Source organism: Collimonas sp. GW821-FHT02H07, assembly GCF_059421505.1.
This window is the reverse complement of sequence record NZ_JBWKVC010000019.1, coordinates 42223-59482: the sequence shown is the minus strand read 5'-3', so window position 1 is coordinate 59482 and position 17260 is coordinate 42223. Positions and strand designations below refer to the sequence as shown.

Genomic DNA, 17260 nt, shown 5'->3' with positions numbered 1-17260 from the left:
TTGCTGGCCCCATAGGCGCCGTTTCCAAGAATAGCTACTTCTTCGGAATCCTTTCCAGCGCCTCCCACAACCTCAGCGCGTAGCTGAATCCAGCCTGTTCGACCGTTTTTGACGTGAAGTGCAGTAGCCATATGCTAAGTAAAACGGCCGCCACAATGAGAGTGAGTGCGTGGGGCATGCTGAGCGACTTCAGTGGTGCCAGGTCGAAAAAAATATTTGTGGTGGAAAATCCCCCCGCGTGAATGAGCACAGCCAGTCCTGTCAATGCTGCTACGCCGGCACCTATCCATTTCGACGCATATGCATTTCGGTTGAAGCCGTAGGCCACGAGTTCCTTGAACACGAAGGGAAACTTCCGATTATCTGTTGTCCGCGGACGCAACACGTTGGCCGCGGCAACGTAAGATTGATCAGCCGCCAATGGATCGGCGCTTTCTTCGGCCGATGTTGGCATTGCTACCCCAAGCTTCTGTTCTGCAAGTTTGTGATATCGGAGCTTCGTTTGAACGGGCAAGCGTGTGTCCCTATGGCGAAACAAAATGGTTGTCGGTTGACCTCCCCACTCACGATACAGCCTCTCTTGGGCTCGTTGGCCCCAAGTGCGAATAAAGCTTGCCAAAAAATATGGTCCGCCGCAGCTGATCAACACCGAGCTTAATGCCATTGATACAGGATTTTTTGGCCCATAAATCAAAGCCAAAAAAACTATGGCGGGAAGCAGAATGAGGAGGCCGGGAAAGACTCGTGCTTTTAGGTCATATGGATCGAGAAACTTTGCCACTGTTGCTGTCCAGTCCATCGAGATTTTCCCAGTTTGTTAGATTCACGAGTGGCCACAGTCTCTACTGACTGCATGTGAACGCTTGAGGCGATTTACAAGGTTTATTCCATCTCAACCGTGATGCTACCTACATATTTATCGACAGCTAAATCTGCTAGACCCTCATTGGTCAGTTTTTTGTTCGAGTAGTTTTGGTTGGATGCATAGAAATGAACCTTGTTGTCTACGCAGTCCATGGTTATGTTGCCTGCCATATTCTGCGTCACCGTACTGTAGCCAGTGTAGTAATTGAGGTGGCGAGAAGGTGCTTCCCCTATAACGATGATTTGAGGGTCCAGTTTCTCTAGCCAGCTATCGGGAATCTTTCCAGATTTTCTTCCGTGGTGAGCGGCAAATACAATTGTTGTTTTGGTGAGTTCAATGCTGTCGATGATGTTCTCCATGAATTCGGTCTCGAGATCGCCTAGCCACAAAAAGCTTGCACCTCCTTCTACCGAATATCTAATCACCGCGGATGTATTGTTATAAGATTCTCCGGCCTCGCACGCTGTCAACGCCTCTTTGAAGTGCTGGTTTGTCACTTCGGGCCAACGGATAGCGATGCCCGACGTTTTACGCTCGTCATCGTTTTGGTTCATCCACTTGCGCGAACAGCCCTTCTCAATGTAGAAGGCCTTGTCGCCGTCTCGTAGTGCGCAATATCTCTTGAATGAATCGGTTTCAGTTTCTTTTATGGCTTTATTCTTTATGACATAGAAATTGTTGATAGGAATTGCGTCGTCGAACAGGTGGATTCCGCCGAAGTGATCCTCGTCAGGATGGGTGGAGATGAATCGGTCTATGCCTTTTCCTGCTTTGGCGGCTTTTATGTCATCGATTATTTCATCCGCATTGTCGTCGCTGAGGTCGCAATCAATGATTGTGAAATTGTCGCTGTTATGCTGAATGTAGAACATGTCGCCGGCACCCACTGCATAGCTCTTGACGATAGACATTTGTGCTTCCCATGGAGTCTAGAAATTAAACGCAAAAGCAACGCGCTTTCCCGAGGCATCTGCCGCACTCACCTGAGTCACGTCTGGGTAACACGGGGCCTGCAGATACATAGTTGAATACGTTGCCAATTTACCATATACCCATAGGAAACATTGATGATATGAAAATATATTGGAACACAAATTGTGTTGGGAAAATAATTTTATGCTGACAATGATGGCTTTCAGATGAGAAATGGTACCGCTCCCTGCAAGTAATTTTCTAGCTCGATTTTTGGATTTTGATCGAGCATCACAAAAAATATTTCCATCTGAACCATTGTTGCTCTTGAAAGATGGCAACACAACCATATATCCGGAGGAAGTGGAAGCCTAATTTCCGTTTATTGGCTTGCTACCGCGCAAAAATTAGCCGATAAATTGGAGGAGCCATGCATCAAGTCATTTTTTATCCAGTAGGGAACGGAGATTCGAGCCAAATCATTCTCGAAAATGGCAAGCGTCTCATGTTTGACTTCCGGCACTTGAAGTCCGTTGAAGAAGGAAAAGGTCCGGAAATTGACTTAAAGAAACATTTAAGTGAGGAGCTGGGAGCGGCAAAACGCGATTACTTTGATGTCGTTGCCTTCACACACTGCGACGCAGATCATATTAATAACAGCACCGAATTTTTCGAGCTGCTGCATGCCGCAAAATATCAGGGCGATGGCCGCATTAAGATTAAGGAACTCTGGGTTCCTGCAGCAATGATCTTGGAAGAAGCAACAAAAGACAATCAAGGTGCGGAGTTTGTGATCTGGCGCCAAGAGGCACGTCACCGTTTGCGAGAGGGAAAGGGTATTCAAGTCTTTTCCAAGCCTGACAAACTCAAGAAATGGTTGGCAGATGAGGGAATCAAGCTCGAAGATCGCCTCAACGTTATTACAGATGCCGGCAAGCTGGCCAAAGGCCTGACGCTAGCGAACGATGGCGTTGAGTTTTTCTGTCACTCCCCTTACGTCAAGCATGTTGACGACGGGGACGACCTGCGCAACGATGCATCGTTGATCTTTAATGTCCGCTTTAAGGCTGGCAATGAAACAGTCGATTATCTGGCGGTAGGCGACTCCACTTGGCATGTATTAGAGGACATCGTACAAACCACCAAAGACCATCACAATGAGGATCGTTTAAGGTGGAATCTGTTCAATATTCCTCATCATTGTAGTTATTTGGCACTGAGCGATGAAAAAGGCGAGAAAAAGACCGAGCCTAAACCCTTGATCAAGGAGCTTCTCTTGTCGGGGCAGGAAGACGCATACATTGTAAGTTCCAGTGACCCAATTAACGACACCCCCGTTTCCCGAAAACAGGAACGACCTCCACATATTCAAGCACGCTATTGTTACGAAGGCTATTTAAAAGACATCCACGGACGATCATTTTTGGTCACCATGTCAGAGCCGAATGCGGCCAAACCTCTTCCTCTCATATTTGAGATCGGAAATGATGGCTTAAGCCGGAAGATGCCCATTGCCGCCCCGGCAGTCGCCATCACAAGTAAACCTGCCCCTCGCGCTGGCAATGGTCGCGTATAGGAATTTTGGGGCGCCATCTGACAACGAAAAAATCGGCTCCCTGTCCACTTCGCGCGCGCGGTCCGTATTTCAAGCCGTAGCACGACATCGCCAATACGAACTCGTTGAAATTCGACAGTATCTTAGTGGAGAAAAGACCATTGCCGATGTGCTGATCGTCGATTGCACTAACGATGCCGTCGGCCACAAAAATGTTCCAGGTATTAAGTGGCGTGAACGTTTAGCCCTACTTTTACCCATCGATCCAGGCTCTGAACCGGAAGTGTTTGCACTTCGCGAAAACTTCCCCGCGAACTTGGCTCATTTGGGCTATGCATCGGAAAATCAGCCACCGAGATTATGTCTACATCAGCAAAAATGGGAGGCTGTCGCTCGCACTTGGACACCACAGAAATTCCTTGCAGACATTCTTTGGTGGCTAACAGGTACCGCGAAGGGAACGCTGCATCCTGCTGAGCAGCATGTTGAACAAATCTACTTTGAACCGCCACAAACAATAATTCTTCCGCCTCAATTCGAGCAACACCTGAAGGATAACAACACGTCGCTCGCACTTTATGCCGCAGATAAGGAGAATGATAATCCAATTTTTCTGCGTGGATTTTTCGTATCCAATGAAAAGGCTAGCGACCATCGAATTACGGCATACACGATCACGCTGGAGCTTGCGCCGGTGGTACACGGGCAGGTGGAAAGCCTCCCTTTTACGTTGGGTGAATTAGACGATCAGCTGGTAAAGCGAGGTTCAAGTCTTGTTAAGGAGCTATATCAAGTCTTGCGCTCGCGATTGCAAGGCGGGTTACTAGAGCCGAAAGTCGAAAAATGCCTGTTGATCTTATCAATCCCGATCATCCGCTCTCAAGAAAATACCGTTGAAAATATCGAGCGAAGAGCATATTTCATCGCTGCCAACCGCTGCGAAGTCGGATCGTCACTGGGTGTCCTGACTGAGGTTCCAGATTCCCCCAATTACTGCGTCGATACTGAAGTGGGTGTCGAGCCTGCAGTGCAAGACCGCGGCTGGAGAGACTTAAAAATTGCCTCCTTGGGCGTGAGAGCGGCGTTGACGTCTGAATTTAACCAGCGCGCCTCCGGAGTTGACGTGACGACGGCCTCGTTTTCAGGTGTGCTGGCTGGTGTCGGCGCATTGGGAAGTGCCATCGCAGAGATATGGTCAAGAGAATGTTGGGGCAATTGGACTTTCGTCGATCATGACCACGTTGAACCGCACAATTTGGTTCGACACCTTGCACTGGACCAATTTCTTGGATATGCCAAAGCTAACACGGTCAAGGTCTTGACCGAAGCGGCGCATCCTGAGGAGCAATATAAGAGTTGTGCGATCGTGGATCGAGCCGCCTCGCGTACAAATCAGGCTCTCTTAGATGCGTACCACAGTGCAGCTTTGTGGGTAGATGTAACCACGACTCTTGACGTTCCTCGATCCATTTCAATGCATTCCGATATGCCTAGAGGCTGTTCCGCGTTCGTAACTCCATCTGGCGCCGATTCCGTACTCCTTTTTGAACCTGCCAATCAAAGCATACGGCTTGATGCGCTAGAGGCCCAGTACTATCGAGCTGTAATTAACAGCGAATGGGGGCAGTCGCATCTCGTTGGGCACCGCGGCCAGCTTGCAGTAGGCGCGGGATGTCGCGATATCTCATTGGTAATGTCTGTTGGTCAGATTCATCTTCATGGATCGATTCTTGCTCGCCAGATTCGATCCCTTAGCCAACTTCCAGATGCCCAAGTACGGATTTGGATGTATAACGCCGAAACCGGTGCGGTCAAAAATGACAATATCAAGATATTTCATTCGTTGGCGGAAGTATGTCGAGGATGGAAAGTCTACTGGGACGAGGGCATCAAAGCAAAGCTGAATACGCTGCGTGAAATGAAGCTACCGGTTGAAACCGGCGGGATTATTTTAGGATATGTCGACCAGGTGTCACGCGGTATCTACGTCGTGGACGTGCTAGCGGCGCCGTCAGATAGCATCGAGCGTGAACATGAATTTATACGTGGAGTGAATGGGCTTTCAGAGGTGCGAAATACAGTTCTTCAAAAAACTGCAAGCATCGTCGACTACGTCGGCGAGTGGCATTCTCATCCAAGGTATTGCTCTGCTAAGCCTAGCCAGCACGATCAACTACAACAAACAGAGCTTGCCAACGAATTGGGCGAAACAGGCCAACCACTCCTCACGATGATTGTCGGCGATAAATCTATCAGCATACAAGTGACAGAAAGTATTCGCTAGGATGCATACACAGAAAAAAATTGGGCTAGCACTTTCTGGCGGTGGCGTTAGAGCCGCTGCTTTTCACGCCGGCGTCTTCAAATACCTTGCCGAAAATAATTGCCTGGAACGGATTCATCATATTTCGACGGTATCGGGGGGCAGCCTATTTATGGGCTTGGTATTCAGTTTATCCGACAATAAATGGCCTTCGTCTCAAGAGTATTTGTCTGAAGTATATCCCGAAATTTTTCGGCTACTGACAAAAAAATCGCTGCAATGGCGATCCTTCGTCTGCCTCATTTTTAACCCCTTCAACTGGCCCCTTATTCTCTCTCGTGCCAACATCACAGCAAAGGTTATTGAAAATTATTGGGGAGTAAAGGGAAGTCTGGGAGATCTGCCTAAAACTCCCGTCTGGTCCGTAAATGCCACAACGGCGGAGAATGGCAGACGTTTCAGATTCAAAGGAACTCAGATTGGTGACTACGAGACGGGCTATGCGGAGGCTCCGGAACTGAAGATCGCTGCTGCGATGGCTGTTTCTGCTGCTTTTCCTGGAGGGATTGGCCCTTTGAGTCTGAGGAGCGCCAATTATCGATGGGAAAAGAGAGCGTCGTGGGGCACCACCGAACCCGCGCAGCAGATCACTCTCAAATCTCGACTGCTGCATTTGTACGATGGTGGCTTATATGACAATCTCGGGATGGAGCCGCTATTCGATGTCGGTACACAAAAGATTAAATCCAGCCCACACGTCGACATAATCATTGTTGCTGATGCCGGTGCTGCTTTTGCCAGAAGCGACATACCAGGTCCGTTAAATCCGGCTCGCTTGCTGCGTATTGCCAACGTCGCATTTGACCAAACACGTTCTCTTCGGGTACGGGCACTAACCAATTTTTCAAAAACCAATCCAGGACATGGTTATTACCTCCAGATAGGTGCGGACGCGGCATCAAGAATTACAGCATATGCCAGTGATCAACCCACGATACTACAAGCAGCAAAAGAAATCGGTTGGCTGCCTCCTGCGATGGTTCGTCAAGCTGCGTGCTACCGCACGTCTCTACGACAAATGAGCGAGACAGACTTTAATTTGATCGCCCGACATGGATACGAGTCCACTTATTGGAACGATCTAGTATTCAACATGACAAAGGACTAGCTGGGAAACAACATGTTAAAAAAAGTCAAAACCAGATTTCGAGCATATCAATTGGGAAGCGCTGGATCATCATTTTCGTATTTCGCAGACGATCGGTTTGTACTCATTGAAGCAAGGCTTACGGCACTCAGTTATCCCAACATTTTGCTGGAACTTCAGACGTGTGGAAAAACCCAGATTGATACTCTCCATATCACTAGCTGGGATCAGGATCACTGCGCAACTGCTGACCTTGAATGGATTTTGGACGAATTTTGTCCGAAAAAAATCGAATACCCTGGCTATGAACCGCATAGCGATACTGCGAGGCAGTGTCTTGCAATCATAAAAAAATACAGGGAGCTTCGCGTTGTCAAACAACTCGATACAAAATTAATTCGAGTTGATCCTCCTTATATCTCAAGCTTAGAGGACGCGGCAGAAATAGGTTACAAGGATATTTTTTATCACCCAAAGGTAATAGATTTGCAAAGCTCCAACAACAACTCGACAGTGAAGCTGTTTCGCCGTGGCTGTTTCAATGTTGGGAGTCTTGGGGATATTGAGTCGCCCCACATCGGATCAATGCTTAGGAGAAGCAAAACTTTCGCAAATGAAATGGATGTTCTCATTCTTGCTCACCATGGTTCAGACTGCGGAGTAACTACAAAAAAATTTCTAGAGACGGTGAAACCGAGCGTTGCGATATGCAGCAGTAACTATGACAATCAATATGACCATCCAACTCAGAATGTTCGAGATTTGCTGCATGAACTCGGAATCCCCATTTACACTACTAAAACCGGGGATGTGACTATTGAGTCACTCGGCGATCATTCCGCAAATTATCGGGTGAAAAATCTGATTTCTGACTCAACCAAGCTGTCGTCACATCGAGACTTATCAAGCAGAAAATCTGTGTATCTGAAAATGAATGCCGATACTATTCGCGCTCGGGCCCATCCAGGATTCAAAGGAATGATACGACGATAATTTTGGATGCCCCGTAGTCCCCGGTGGTGATTTTCGCTCATTCTTCATCCATCCTTGGACAGAAACTCTCAGGCTGGAACAAGATTGTGGCGACATCCCGAAGTATCGAACCGGTTAGTTTTCGACTTTATTTTCCCGAGGAACGCCGAGTCCCCGAGCTTACGTCAATGTGTTTTCGACTTTGAACGATATGTAGCTGAATTTCCATGCCCTGGAACCCGCATGGATGCTATGGCCCTGTTTTCGACTTTAATTGTAAGGAATATATCTTGTTTCGTGCAAATAAAGTCTGAGACATGCAATTAAAGTCTGAGACATTCAAATAATGTCTGAGACATTTATTTTCTTCGAATACTGATTTTATTAGAACTATTTAATCAGTAAGTAAGGGATTAAAAATCTTGTGCGGTAGTTCGATTCCTCTTTTCCACCAGGAATGTGCCTCGCGAACGCCAACCGTCACTGGTTGGCGCCTCTGCTTGTAAGATTTGTAGTTACCAACGCCGGTTCATTTCCGGCGCGGCCAACACTCAAAAATTCAAATCCTTCGGGAAAATTTTCGTACGGCTTGCGTTACGTTTTGATAAAAAGAGATCAAAATCGAAAAAGATGTGTCTCGACTCCCTACGACATCGATTTATGGCTTCTTCTTAACCTCGGAAATCATAGAGGCTAGCCTAGAGAAACTCTCTTCGGGAAATAGCTTAAGAAATTTGAGTAGGTTCTTATCGCCCGAAGAGAGAATCATTGTTCGTAAACCATCGGCAATTTCCTCTGACTCTTTTATCTCATCCTCGGTGATGTCCATCCCTCGGACAATAGCGCCAGCACGTAGCGCTTCGTCAAGCGTCAGTTTAAATTCCTGAAGAAAACTGTTGCCACAGCTATGACATTCACCTGCTGACATTCGATTTAATGCGCCACATTTTTCGCATGGCTTCAATTGCTTTGGGCGAACAGGGAACTCATATTCACAAGCGGAACAAACCGCGGCATTTAGCGGCAATTCCGTAGAACACGCAGGGCATTTTTTTGTCGTCACATGCTCTTGCCTTCTTGCAGTTGCTGACATCTCTTCTTCGACACGCCTGGCATAGGCTTCAAATATCTCCCAGCTTGGCATTACAACATAACCACGAGTATCGTCATCGCGACCAGACGTGCGCACAACCCGGCCTATCGCTTGTCGGAATGCCACCTCGGTTGAGGCATAAGGAAGATAGATCAGCACCCGAAGACGGGGAATATCAACACCTTCGGACACCATAGCAACAGATACTAACCAGCGTTTGTTTGTGTTTCTGAAGGCCTGAATTTTCCCCTCGGAGTCAGGTCTTTCGCTATGGACAATTACAGGTTTTTCGCCATCAACAGCTTCAATGACTTTTGAAAAATACTCTGCCATCTCAATATTTGGAGCAATAACAAGAATACCAGCCTCAGGCATTCGATTACGCAGATCAGATAATTTCTCGCTTGCCCACTCAACCATCGTCCATTGATACCCGCCCTTTAGCGGCTTAGAAGAATCAATTGGCTCATACTGTGGCGTACAGGCAAGCTTGTAAAACGATAGCGCTTTTTGAAGCGCGGGGATTCGCTTTAGCTCTTTAGTCAAGTTAGGTGGATTGTTTCCCGAAACAGTAATTTTTTCATCGGCGAAATCAACAGTAAAGAACCCATCATGACGGTGGAAAGTCACTGGCCGACAATACCCTAAATCAACAGCTTCCCCATACGTAAGCGTGTAGCTCCCCTCTTCAGGATGAGCAATGGCGCCAGCATCATCATAGGCAAGCCAAACAGTACTATTTCCATCGCTCCGTATTGGCGTACCAGTCAAAATCAAGACATATTTTGCATCAAGAAATGCGCTGCTGGCCCCATCGCCCCAGGTGGCTTCCACTGCTGCGTGATGGTGCTCATCACAAATCACCAACGTCTTTGCAGACCGACAGATTGCCTGGCATGCTTCTTGAAGTCCTTGAACAGCCGCCCACGTGGCACAAATATCGAGATCCATTTCAACAATATCCCCGTCAGCGCCTGTCACTTTCGACATATATCTGCCAGTAACAGTCTTAAAATCGGTTGACCATTGCTTTACTACTTCTCGTCTGGGTGCGATGACGACAACTCGATCAATCTCACCGAGATCAAAAAGTTGCTTAGCGAGTGCGCAAGCCGCTATCGTCTTACCCGAGCCTGGAGCTGCATTGATCAGAAAATGTCGATCTCTCTTTTCCGTAACAAGCCATTTCAAAGCTTTATGTATTGCCTTTTCCTGCCATGGTCGGAGTTGATTTGCCATTTTCGCCCCTTTTTTAAGGTTACATGCGCTACATAGTGCTTGGCCGTTAGCTGTTATCGTTTTGCCACTTTTGGACCATGGAACAATATGATCTGCATGAAAGCGGCCTGATAGCCGCGTCCCACAGTTTTTGCAATATCCACCCGCAACGAACAACAAAATTCGGCGCTGAATTGATGAGAATCTTCGTCCCATTCAAATTCACTTAGAAATCCAATATTCCGTCAGGTAGATCTCTCTAGTCGGTAGGCTAGCGGGAGGCAGGAGCGTGGCAACCTTGTTCACACGGACGACGGCAGAAGCGAAAGTGACTGATTTTGATTTTATGATGAAGCCTTGCTTCCTCAGTTCAGAAATAACATCAGTCAAATTTGATACGCCAAAGAATATTAGAGCTTCGAGTCGCGTTATTGGCTGCCCGGTCAGTAAATGCTCTCTCACTGCCGCGCTCAGTCCATGCGTCACTTTCATCTATTCATCCTCCATTATTTCTCGTCGACATCCTGTTCAATATCCGATTCTCGTAAGCTAGTTCGGCAAGTTCCTGCCATTCGAGTGAAATGTCTGAGATTTCGCATCCCCGCCGATGTGACCAAATCTCGTAGTTCAGATAATTCAAACGATCTTTCAAGATCTTCTTCATACTTAGCAATACGCCAGCCGCCGTCCTTCATAGCAATATCGACGGGCCACTCATCGAAAGGAATGTATCCAGTTTTATCGTCAAATAATGGCCCAGGCTCGTCGTCATTTAGATACAACTCTAGCAATCCATTCGCCAATACTAATAGCTGCCTTGCTGGAATTTCAGGACCAAGAGTCCGTCTTAGCTCTGCAAATACTTCCCTTAACACCCGGGATTTCGTAGTCATTTAACCTGATTCCCTGTAAATGGGTTAGCGAAACACGGGCGACTACGACCTACTATACATCACACTCTATAGATATTTGCCAATATGAAACATAGCTCCTCCCCCTGCTGATTACGCGCTCATAAAACGCCGGGAACAAGAAATCAACCAATTTACCTACTTGGATAAATTATGAGGTGCCTGCGCACATACTTGGAAGCGCCCCGCAGATTCCCGTTTAGATTTCTTTCAAGGTATCAACCCAAGCGTTTTGCCGAAGATGGCTCGTGCTCAAGAATTCAATACGAAACCTTCCATTCCCGAGGATTCTCCCCGTCTATGAGTTCAATCCGGCAACACCGGTAAAGAAGGTGAGCTTCGCATCCGATCACCGATCTCTTCGCAGACCATGTTCGAAAGACTGGTGTCGTTGAAAATCTACTCAGTATTTTTTTCAAAGTGTTCGACGGATAAGCAACTGCTGCAGGTCCCCCCACGAACACCAACAACCTGTGCTTTTCGACCACTGTGATCATGTGTTGCAAGTGATCGTGACGTCTTTTTCTAACGACAAAAATTCCGACAGTTGTACGTAGATTTTCACTGCCCCTCGGTGAAAAATGAGAATACGTACGAATTTAACTGCTTTTATGCATAAAGGTGCCAATGTGTACGAAATTGACCGAGTGCGCTTACAGGCTTTGAGAGACGCTTTCATTGCAAGGGGTGAAAGCATCGTCGATTGGGCAAAGCAAAATAATTTTCGCGCCGAGATGGTGTACGCAATTCTCGCTGGACGCCAAAAGGGTCTTCGCGGAGAAGGTCACAAAATTGCAGTGGCCCTGGGCTTAAAACAGAAGTTACATGAAGTCATCCGGAATGAAGACCACCATTCCAAAGATAGGTCTGAGAAAAATAACGATCAATCTCCTTATAGCTACGAAAGGGAAGACTGCATGGCAACAAAAAAATAGGCAATAAAAAAGCGCCACGGTCGGCAAACCGTTGGCGCTTTTCTCTGGGGGATAACCCAGATTTCTATAGCAGGTACTAGAAATCTACGCGCTTCGTCGGAGCACGTCAATCCCCCTTTTTCATTGATTTTAATTAGCGATATTGAAGCGAGGAATTCGCTCGTCCATCGAAAAGGAAAAACATGCGAAAAGGACAAAGATTCACCCCTACGAAGATTCGAAATTGGATGGACAGCGGCCGAGGCACTGGTACGTTTGCAGACTACCAGCCATGGCATCAAATTACGCGCGGCGATCCAGCTAGTCGCGGTCGATCTCAGCTGGCTCTATGGGCGCGCACAGATCGAAGTCATCACTACCTATCTGATACCGAATCTGATGTTTTTGGCTTTGTCACTATGCTTCCTCAGGCAATTGATGTTTGCGAGCAATTTCCTCTTAACTTACACGAGCATCAAATAGAACTCGCCGCTTACAGCGCAACACATACAAACATCTGTAGCGCGGGGACGCTAGCCATTGCTGAGGAAATGAAAATAAAGCATCCCTTAGTGAAGACGCACTCTGACAAAGAATCATGGGTAATGACTACCGATATTGTCGTCGCGCTGCAATTCGAGGTTGGACACTATGAACTTTTAGCTGTCAGTGTTAAGCCAAATAATAATTTAACTAAACGGCAACGACGACTGCTTCAGCTCGAAAAGGAGTATTGGAATAGACAAGGTGTTGAATGGTTACTGATCACGCCGGATCTATATGAGAAATCCGTCGGCCTTACCATTCGCATGTCGTTACCATGGGGGCTTCCCAAGAAAAACTGCGACATTGTTGAGATCAATTACTTAGATGCATGCGCCGCTAAGGCAACCTCTTTCAATGGAAAATCACTTACCGAGTGCTTGCAGCTACTCCGCAGCCAATTAGGCGTTTCAATGGATTTGGCACAAAGGGCGTTCTGGCAAACCGTCTGGAAAAATCGCCTAAAAATCGATTTATGTCGCTCACCATGGCCAAGTACCCCCATACGATTATTAAATGACGTACAGTTTCTGGCTCAAAACCCAGTGGCATCAAGGAGGTCGATATGCCTCTGAATTTCAATACAGTGATTCGAATCACTGACAAGAATCTCGGTGGGATTTATCGAATAATTGCCAGACCCGCAGGGCACGATAGCGTTTTTCTATTTCGTATGAAGGACAACGAGGACATCCCGAGAAATATTACTGAGCCAAGCTCAGACGAAACAATCAGTATCTCAATGAGGTCAGTAAAAATCAAACGTGTTCCAACCGAGATTTTGTTACTTCTTCAGGAATTGCATTCGCTTCAAGAGGTTGATCTCGAGGTCGATGCAAAACTCCTCTTTGAGCCAGATACCCTTTCGCCGGCGGACAAACGGATATTTGATAAGCGTAGCGAGATAGCACCTTTCTTTCTAGACCATCAAAACGTATGCGACGCACTTTTATCCCGCCGTGGAATCGGTAGCCTGATTGCAGAGATTAGAAAAAATTGTAAGGTTTCGCGCGCCACCTGCTATCGACTATGGGATCTACTTTGCCTGCATGGGTTCAACTTAGGAGCTCTCAATCCTCGATACGATCTATCAGGTGCACCAGGTAAATTACGGTTATGCGACGCAATCAAGAAAAAAGCAGGGCGCAAGACTCTCAAAGAGCGCTTAAAAGTGGAAGAGCCATTTCTCCAAGTTGGCGTCACTGAAGAAATGCGACAGAAAATAGTCGCCGCGCACCAAGTCATTAAGCGGGACCCGAAACTGAAATTTGGCAGTGAGTATACAAAAATCATAGCCAACTGCTTTGTTCAGAGCTACCGAAAAACACAGAACGGCCTCGTCCCCATTGATCCTGTGCAAGGAACATACCCCAATAAGCAGCAAGTCAGGCGGATCATCCATCAAGCTGAAAATAAGCTACAACGAAAAATGGCCAAGACCACCGCTGGTCATTTCACTCGAAATTTTCGTGGGTTGTTCGGGAAATCGTGGAATGGCATTGCCGGTCCTGGCCATGTATACGCAATTGATTCCACGATTGGCGACATTTTCCTAAGAAGCAGCATAAATCGGGCTTGGTGTATTGGCAGACCGATCGTTTATATCGTCGTAGATGTATGGTCAACAGCGGTGGTTGGCTTTTACGTTTGTCTGTCTGGGCCGTCTTGGGAAACCGCTAAGGTCGCGCTTTTCTCGACGATTTCGAATCCAGCAGTTCTTGGGGAACTATGGGGATATGAACCAACCCTGCATCTCTCCCCTTCTCCGAATCTGCCGCATGCGTTCCTTTGTGATCGAGGTGAATATCTCTCTAAGGGCGCTGCGGCGACGGGACATCGTCTTGGCGTAAATATGCAATATAACCCGTCCTATCGTCCAGATTTAAAAGGAATTGTTGAGGTACTCAATAGAATTGCTAAAGACCAGCAATTTCAATTCATTCCGGGAACAATCGACGCCCGCAGACGAGAGCTAGAGCTTCGTGCCAATCCAAGAGACAGTCTATTCACCTTACAAGAGTACGTGATTTATCTCTCTGGTATCTTCGCCCAATACAATTTCTTTTCTGATCGCTCTCATCGACTCAATACAGAAATGATGGCGGCCGGAGTCGATCCTACTCCGTCTGGCCTATGGCGCTTTGGTCATGAAGTTGGCATTGGCTACCAAAAAGAAGAGGTATCTTCGCGCTTAATAACCTCTCTATTGCCAACTCAAAACGCCATTATCCGCAAGGATGGTGTGTACTTTGGTGGTTTGAAATATGAGGCGCCGTTTGTACAAGAAAAGGAGTGGCCCGCCTTCGCACGAAATTTCGGTGTCATGGAAGAACGCATGCACTATTTCCCTGGTAGTAACTCCCAAATATGGTGGAGCGATCCCGAAAAACGTGGACTGGATACATTAACTCTTTCACCGACCGCGTTAGCTTCACCAAGAACATCTTTCGACGAATGGTTGGATGTACGTACTTACGAGAAGCTCAAAGCAAATGACAGAGAGCATTGCCGAATAGTGGGAGCTCTGCAGCACCACAATGCTACACAAGCGCTCATTACGAATGCCAAAGAAAAGACCGCAGAGGCGGAGGCCAACTATCAGGGGCCTCTTCTCGGTTTGCGCGAAGCAAAATCGTTGGAGAATACTCTGCACCAGTCTGGGGATTTGTCAGCAGTTGCTTCCACACCAAGTGATGTAAAAGCTCCTACCGAGAGTAGAAATGAGGTCTATGAAGATCTGATGAATCAATTATTTTCACTCGAATCATCGGAGCAAAGAACATCATGAAAAATGCTGAACACAGACCTGTCGAGAATTATGCCAACAATCCTCTTATCGATGCCTGTGGTCCTATTCTCAGTCCGATCCAAACGATGGCTAGACTTACCTACTTTCCGCCATATCCTTGTAATGCCGGGAAAGTGGAGCATCACATTCGTCTTCATCAACTAGGCAGCGTAAATGCTCTGCATATCCCCACGCAAGAAAGTATTCAGGTGGCGTCGACCATTGATTTCTTACTTCGACAGAGCTATGTCCCACGCAAGCCAACCAGTCCAAGTACTTGGCGAGATCTATATGACGAGCCACATACAAAAGACAACACACTTCCGTCACCTTTGTTAGCTGCAGTATTTGGCATATCCGGTGTGGGAAAAACTCGGGCCATTGAGAAAGCACTCGCTCTCTATCCTCAAACTTTTCTCCACGACCAATTCCCATCCATTGCAGGTCATTTCAAACAAGTGCTTTGGTTAAAAGTTGATGTTCCTGGCAGCGGAAAATCTATCGACCTGGCAGAACAACTCATGCTTAGTTTGGACCATGCGCTCGGCTCGGAGCATTTCGAATCAATTTTACAAAGTTCTAGAAAAAATGGCCCTCAGATGCTGCGGGCATGGCAACAAAAAGCCAAATCGCACTTTCTAGGGATTTTAGTATTGGATGAGATTCAGAATTTTTTTAAGCTAGCAACGAAAAGGGCTCGTCAAACAAAACTTAGAGAAGAAAATCGTCTTGCATTACGCATCGTTGAAGACGAAGCCCTCAAATTTGTATTAACGTTAGCAAATACGTCGGGCATTGCTATCGTCGCGGCTGGCACACCAGATGGAATGGCAGCGTTTTCTACACGGTTTAGTATGTCGCAGAGATTGATCACAGGGGGATTTCATAAAATTCCTCAAATAGCATCACCCAATGATTTCTATTTCAAACAATATATGTTCCCTAAACTATTTGAATACCAATGGTTTGACAAAAAACTAGCCCCAAGTGATGAGCTACGAAAAATGATGTTCGATTGGACCGGTGGCGTACAGCGCATCATCTCTTGTCTCTGGTTTTTTGCACAGCGATGTGTATTGGAGCGAAAAGCCAAATCACTTGCCGTTGAAGATTTCGTATTAGCGATGAATACATACATGTCACCACTACGACCTGCGATCGAGGCACTTCAGTCAAACGATCCTAACAAATTATCGCGTTATGAAGATTTGTTGCCCAACCAAATATCGCTCCTTCAATGATTAACATGAACCACGCTTACCCGTGTCTGACAGTAATTACCTGAAAGGTGAAAGTTTATGGGGCGGATTTTCTTCTGCGGCGACGTGCACGGCCGCTTTCAACATGTGATCGAAGCCGTCAGGGAGCATAGGCCGGAGGCTGTAGTGTTCTTGGGCGACCTACAGTCCCCACAGGCGCTTGACCACGTGCTGGCAGAAATCCTCAATTTGACCGACATTTGGTGGATTCACGGCAATCACGATACCGATAGCGATGCCGATTACGATCACCTATTCGGCTCGACGCTGGCCGATCGCAACTTGCATGGCCGCGTTGTAAAAATTGCCGGTGTGCTTGTCGCAGGCCTTGGCGGGATCTTTCGCGGCCAAGTATGGGCACCACCCGAGCAATTCGCATTCGAGACGTCCGAGGATTTCGTCGCTCGATGCGGTAAAGGCAATCTGTGGCGCGGCGGATTGCCGCGCAAGCATCGTAGCTCTATTTTCCCCAGCGATTATTTCCGGCTCGCTAGTGAGCAAGCGGAGATCCTCGTGACCCACGAAGCTCCGAGTTGCCACCCCCACGGCTTCGCGCAAATTGACGAACTGGCGCACAACTTGGGCGTGCACGCGACTTTCCACGGCCACCACCATGACCGACTCGACTACAGCAGCCGCCGGGAGCGATTGGGGTTCGATGCCTACGGGGTCGGCTTCTGCGGCATCACTGACGAAAACGGCCGCGTAATCCGGCCTGGCGACATCGACGAGCTGCGCGCCTCTCGCCAAGCAGGATTACGCAGCGGACATCTATAAGGGATCAGTTCGCGAAGCGGAAAAATCTTGCGCTAAGCGTGGC

At 47.4% G+C, this 17260-nt stretch carries 14 protein-coding genes; 9 read left to right on the top strand and 5 right to left on the bottom strand.

The genetic code is table 11. The features are described from left to right. Positions 1-34: 34 nt before the first annotated feature. Positions 35-799 (bottom strand): hypothetical protein, encoded by a 765-nt coding sequence (locus AC07V8_RS23080; protein WP_494680475.1) that lies wholly within the window; start codon positions 797-799, stop codon positions 35-37. 83 nt (positions 800-882) lie between these two features. Further along, the gene (locus AC07V8_RS23075; RefSeq protein ID WP_494680474.1) at positions 883-1776 is read right to left on the bottom strand and encodes an MBL fold metallo-hydrolase; all 894 of its coding nucleotides are present in this window, start codon (positions 1774-1776) and stop codon (positions 883-885) included. Positions 1777-2207: 431 nt separating this feature from the next. Between AC07V8_RS23075 and mblB the strand changes: the two genes are divergently transcribed. Genes mblB through AC07V8_RS23055 form a run of 4 tightly spaced genes read left to right on the top strand, consistent with a single transcriptional unit; the run spans position 2208 to position 7735 of the window. Next, entirely contained in the window at positions 2208-3353 is a 1146-nt protein-coding gene (gene mblB / locus AC07V8_RS23070; protein WP_494680473.1) for an anti-phage 6A-MBL system MBL-fold protein, read from the top strand. After that, positions 3340-5616: an anti-phage 6A-MBL system cap2_3 protein gene (gene cap2-3 / locus AC07V8_RS23065; protein ID WP_494680472.1), complete on the top strand. Its 2277-nt coding sequence runs from the start codon at positions 3340-3342 to the stop codon at positions 5614-5616. The genes mblB and cap2-3 overlap by 14 nt, the downstream gene beginning before the upstream one ends. 1 nt (position 5617) lies before the next feature. Then, a complete protein-coding gene (locus AC07V8_RS23060; protein ID WP_494680471.1) occupies positions 5618-6763 on the top strand; it encodes a patatin-like phospholipase family protein in 1146 nt (381 codons plus the stop codon). Positions 6764-6775: 12 nt separating this feature from the next. Further along, entirely contained in the window at positions 6776-7735 is a 960-nt protein-coding gene (locus AC07V8_RS23055; protein ID WP_494680470.1) for a ComEC/Rec2 family competence protein, read from the top strand. Between the two features lie 637 nt (positions 7736-8372). Here AC07V8_RS23055 and AC07V8_RS23050 read toward each other — a convergent pair. From AC07V8_RS23050 to AC07V8_RS23040, 3 genes are read right to left on the bottom strand one after another with little or no spacing between them, the layout of a single operon-like run. After that, positions 8373-10241 (bottom strand): DEAD/DEAH box helicase family protein, encoded by a 1869-nt coding sequence (locus tag AC07V8_RS23050; protein WP_494680469.1) that lies wholly within the window; start codon positions 10239-10241, stop codon positions 8373-8375. 6 nt (positions 10242-10247) lie between these two features. Further along, complete coding sequence (locus AC07V8_RS23045) at positions 10248-10517, bottom strand: helix-turn-helix domain-containing protein (RefSeq protein WP_494680468.1); 270 nt, start codon at positions 10515-10517, stop codon at positions 10248-10250. 14 nt (positions 10518-10531) lie between these two features. Beyond that, positions 10532-10918, bottom strand: coding sequence for a hypothetical protein (locus AC07V8_RS23040; RefSeq protein WP_494680467.1), 387 nt, complete (start codon positions 10916-10918; stop codon positions 10532-10534). Positions 10919-11517: 599 nt separating this feature from the next. Here AC07V8_RS23040 and AC07V8_RS23035 point away from each other — a divergent pair. From AC07V8_RS23035 to AC07V8_RS23015, 5 genes are all read left to right on the top strand, one after another. Then, a complete protein-coding gene (locus AC07V8_RS23035) occupies positions 11518-11871 on the top strand; it encodes a helix-turn-helix domain-containing protein (protein WP_494680466.1) in 354 nt (117 codons plus the stop codon). A 182-nt stretch (positions 11872-12053) separates the two neighbouring features. Beyond that, positions 12054-12968, top strand: a complete 915-nt coding sequence (locus AC07V8_RS23030; protein WP_494680465.1) for a TnsA endonuclease N-terminal domain-containing protein — start codon at positions 12054-12056, stop codon at positions 12966-12968. Positions 12969-13918: 950 nt separating this feature from the next. Then, positions 13919-15181 (top strand): TnsB C-terminal domain-containing protein, encoded by a 1263-nt coding sequence (locus AC07V8_RS23025; RefSeq protein WP_494680501.1) that lies wholly within the window; start codon positions 13919-13921, stop codon positions 15179-15181. Continuing rightward, a complete protein-coding gene (locus tag AC07V8_RS23020) occupies positions 15178-16422 on the top strand; it encodes an ATP-binding protein (protein ID WP_494680464.1) in 1245 nt (414 codons plus the stop codon). Before AC07V8_RS23025 ends, AC07V8_RS23020 begins: the two co-directional genes overlap by 4 nt. Before the next feature lie 57 nt (positions 16423-16479). Then, positions 16480-17217 carry a metallophosphoesterase family protein gene (locus AC07V8_RS23015; protein WP_494680463.1) on the top strand — a complete coding sequence of 246 codons (738 nt, stop codon included), beginning with the start codon at positions 16480-16482 and terminating at the stop codon, positions 17215-17217. The last annotated feature ends 43 nt before the right edge of the window (positions 17218-17260 follow it).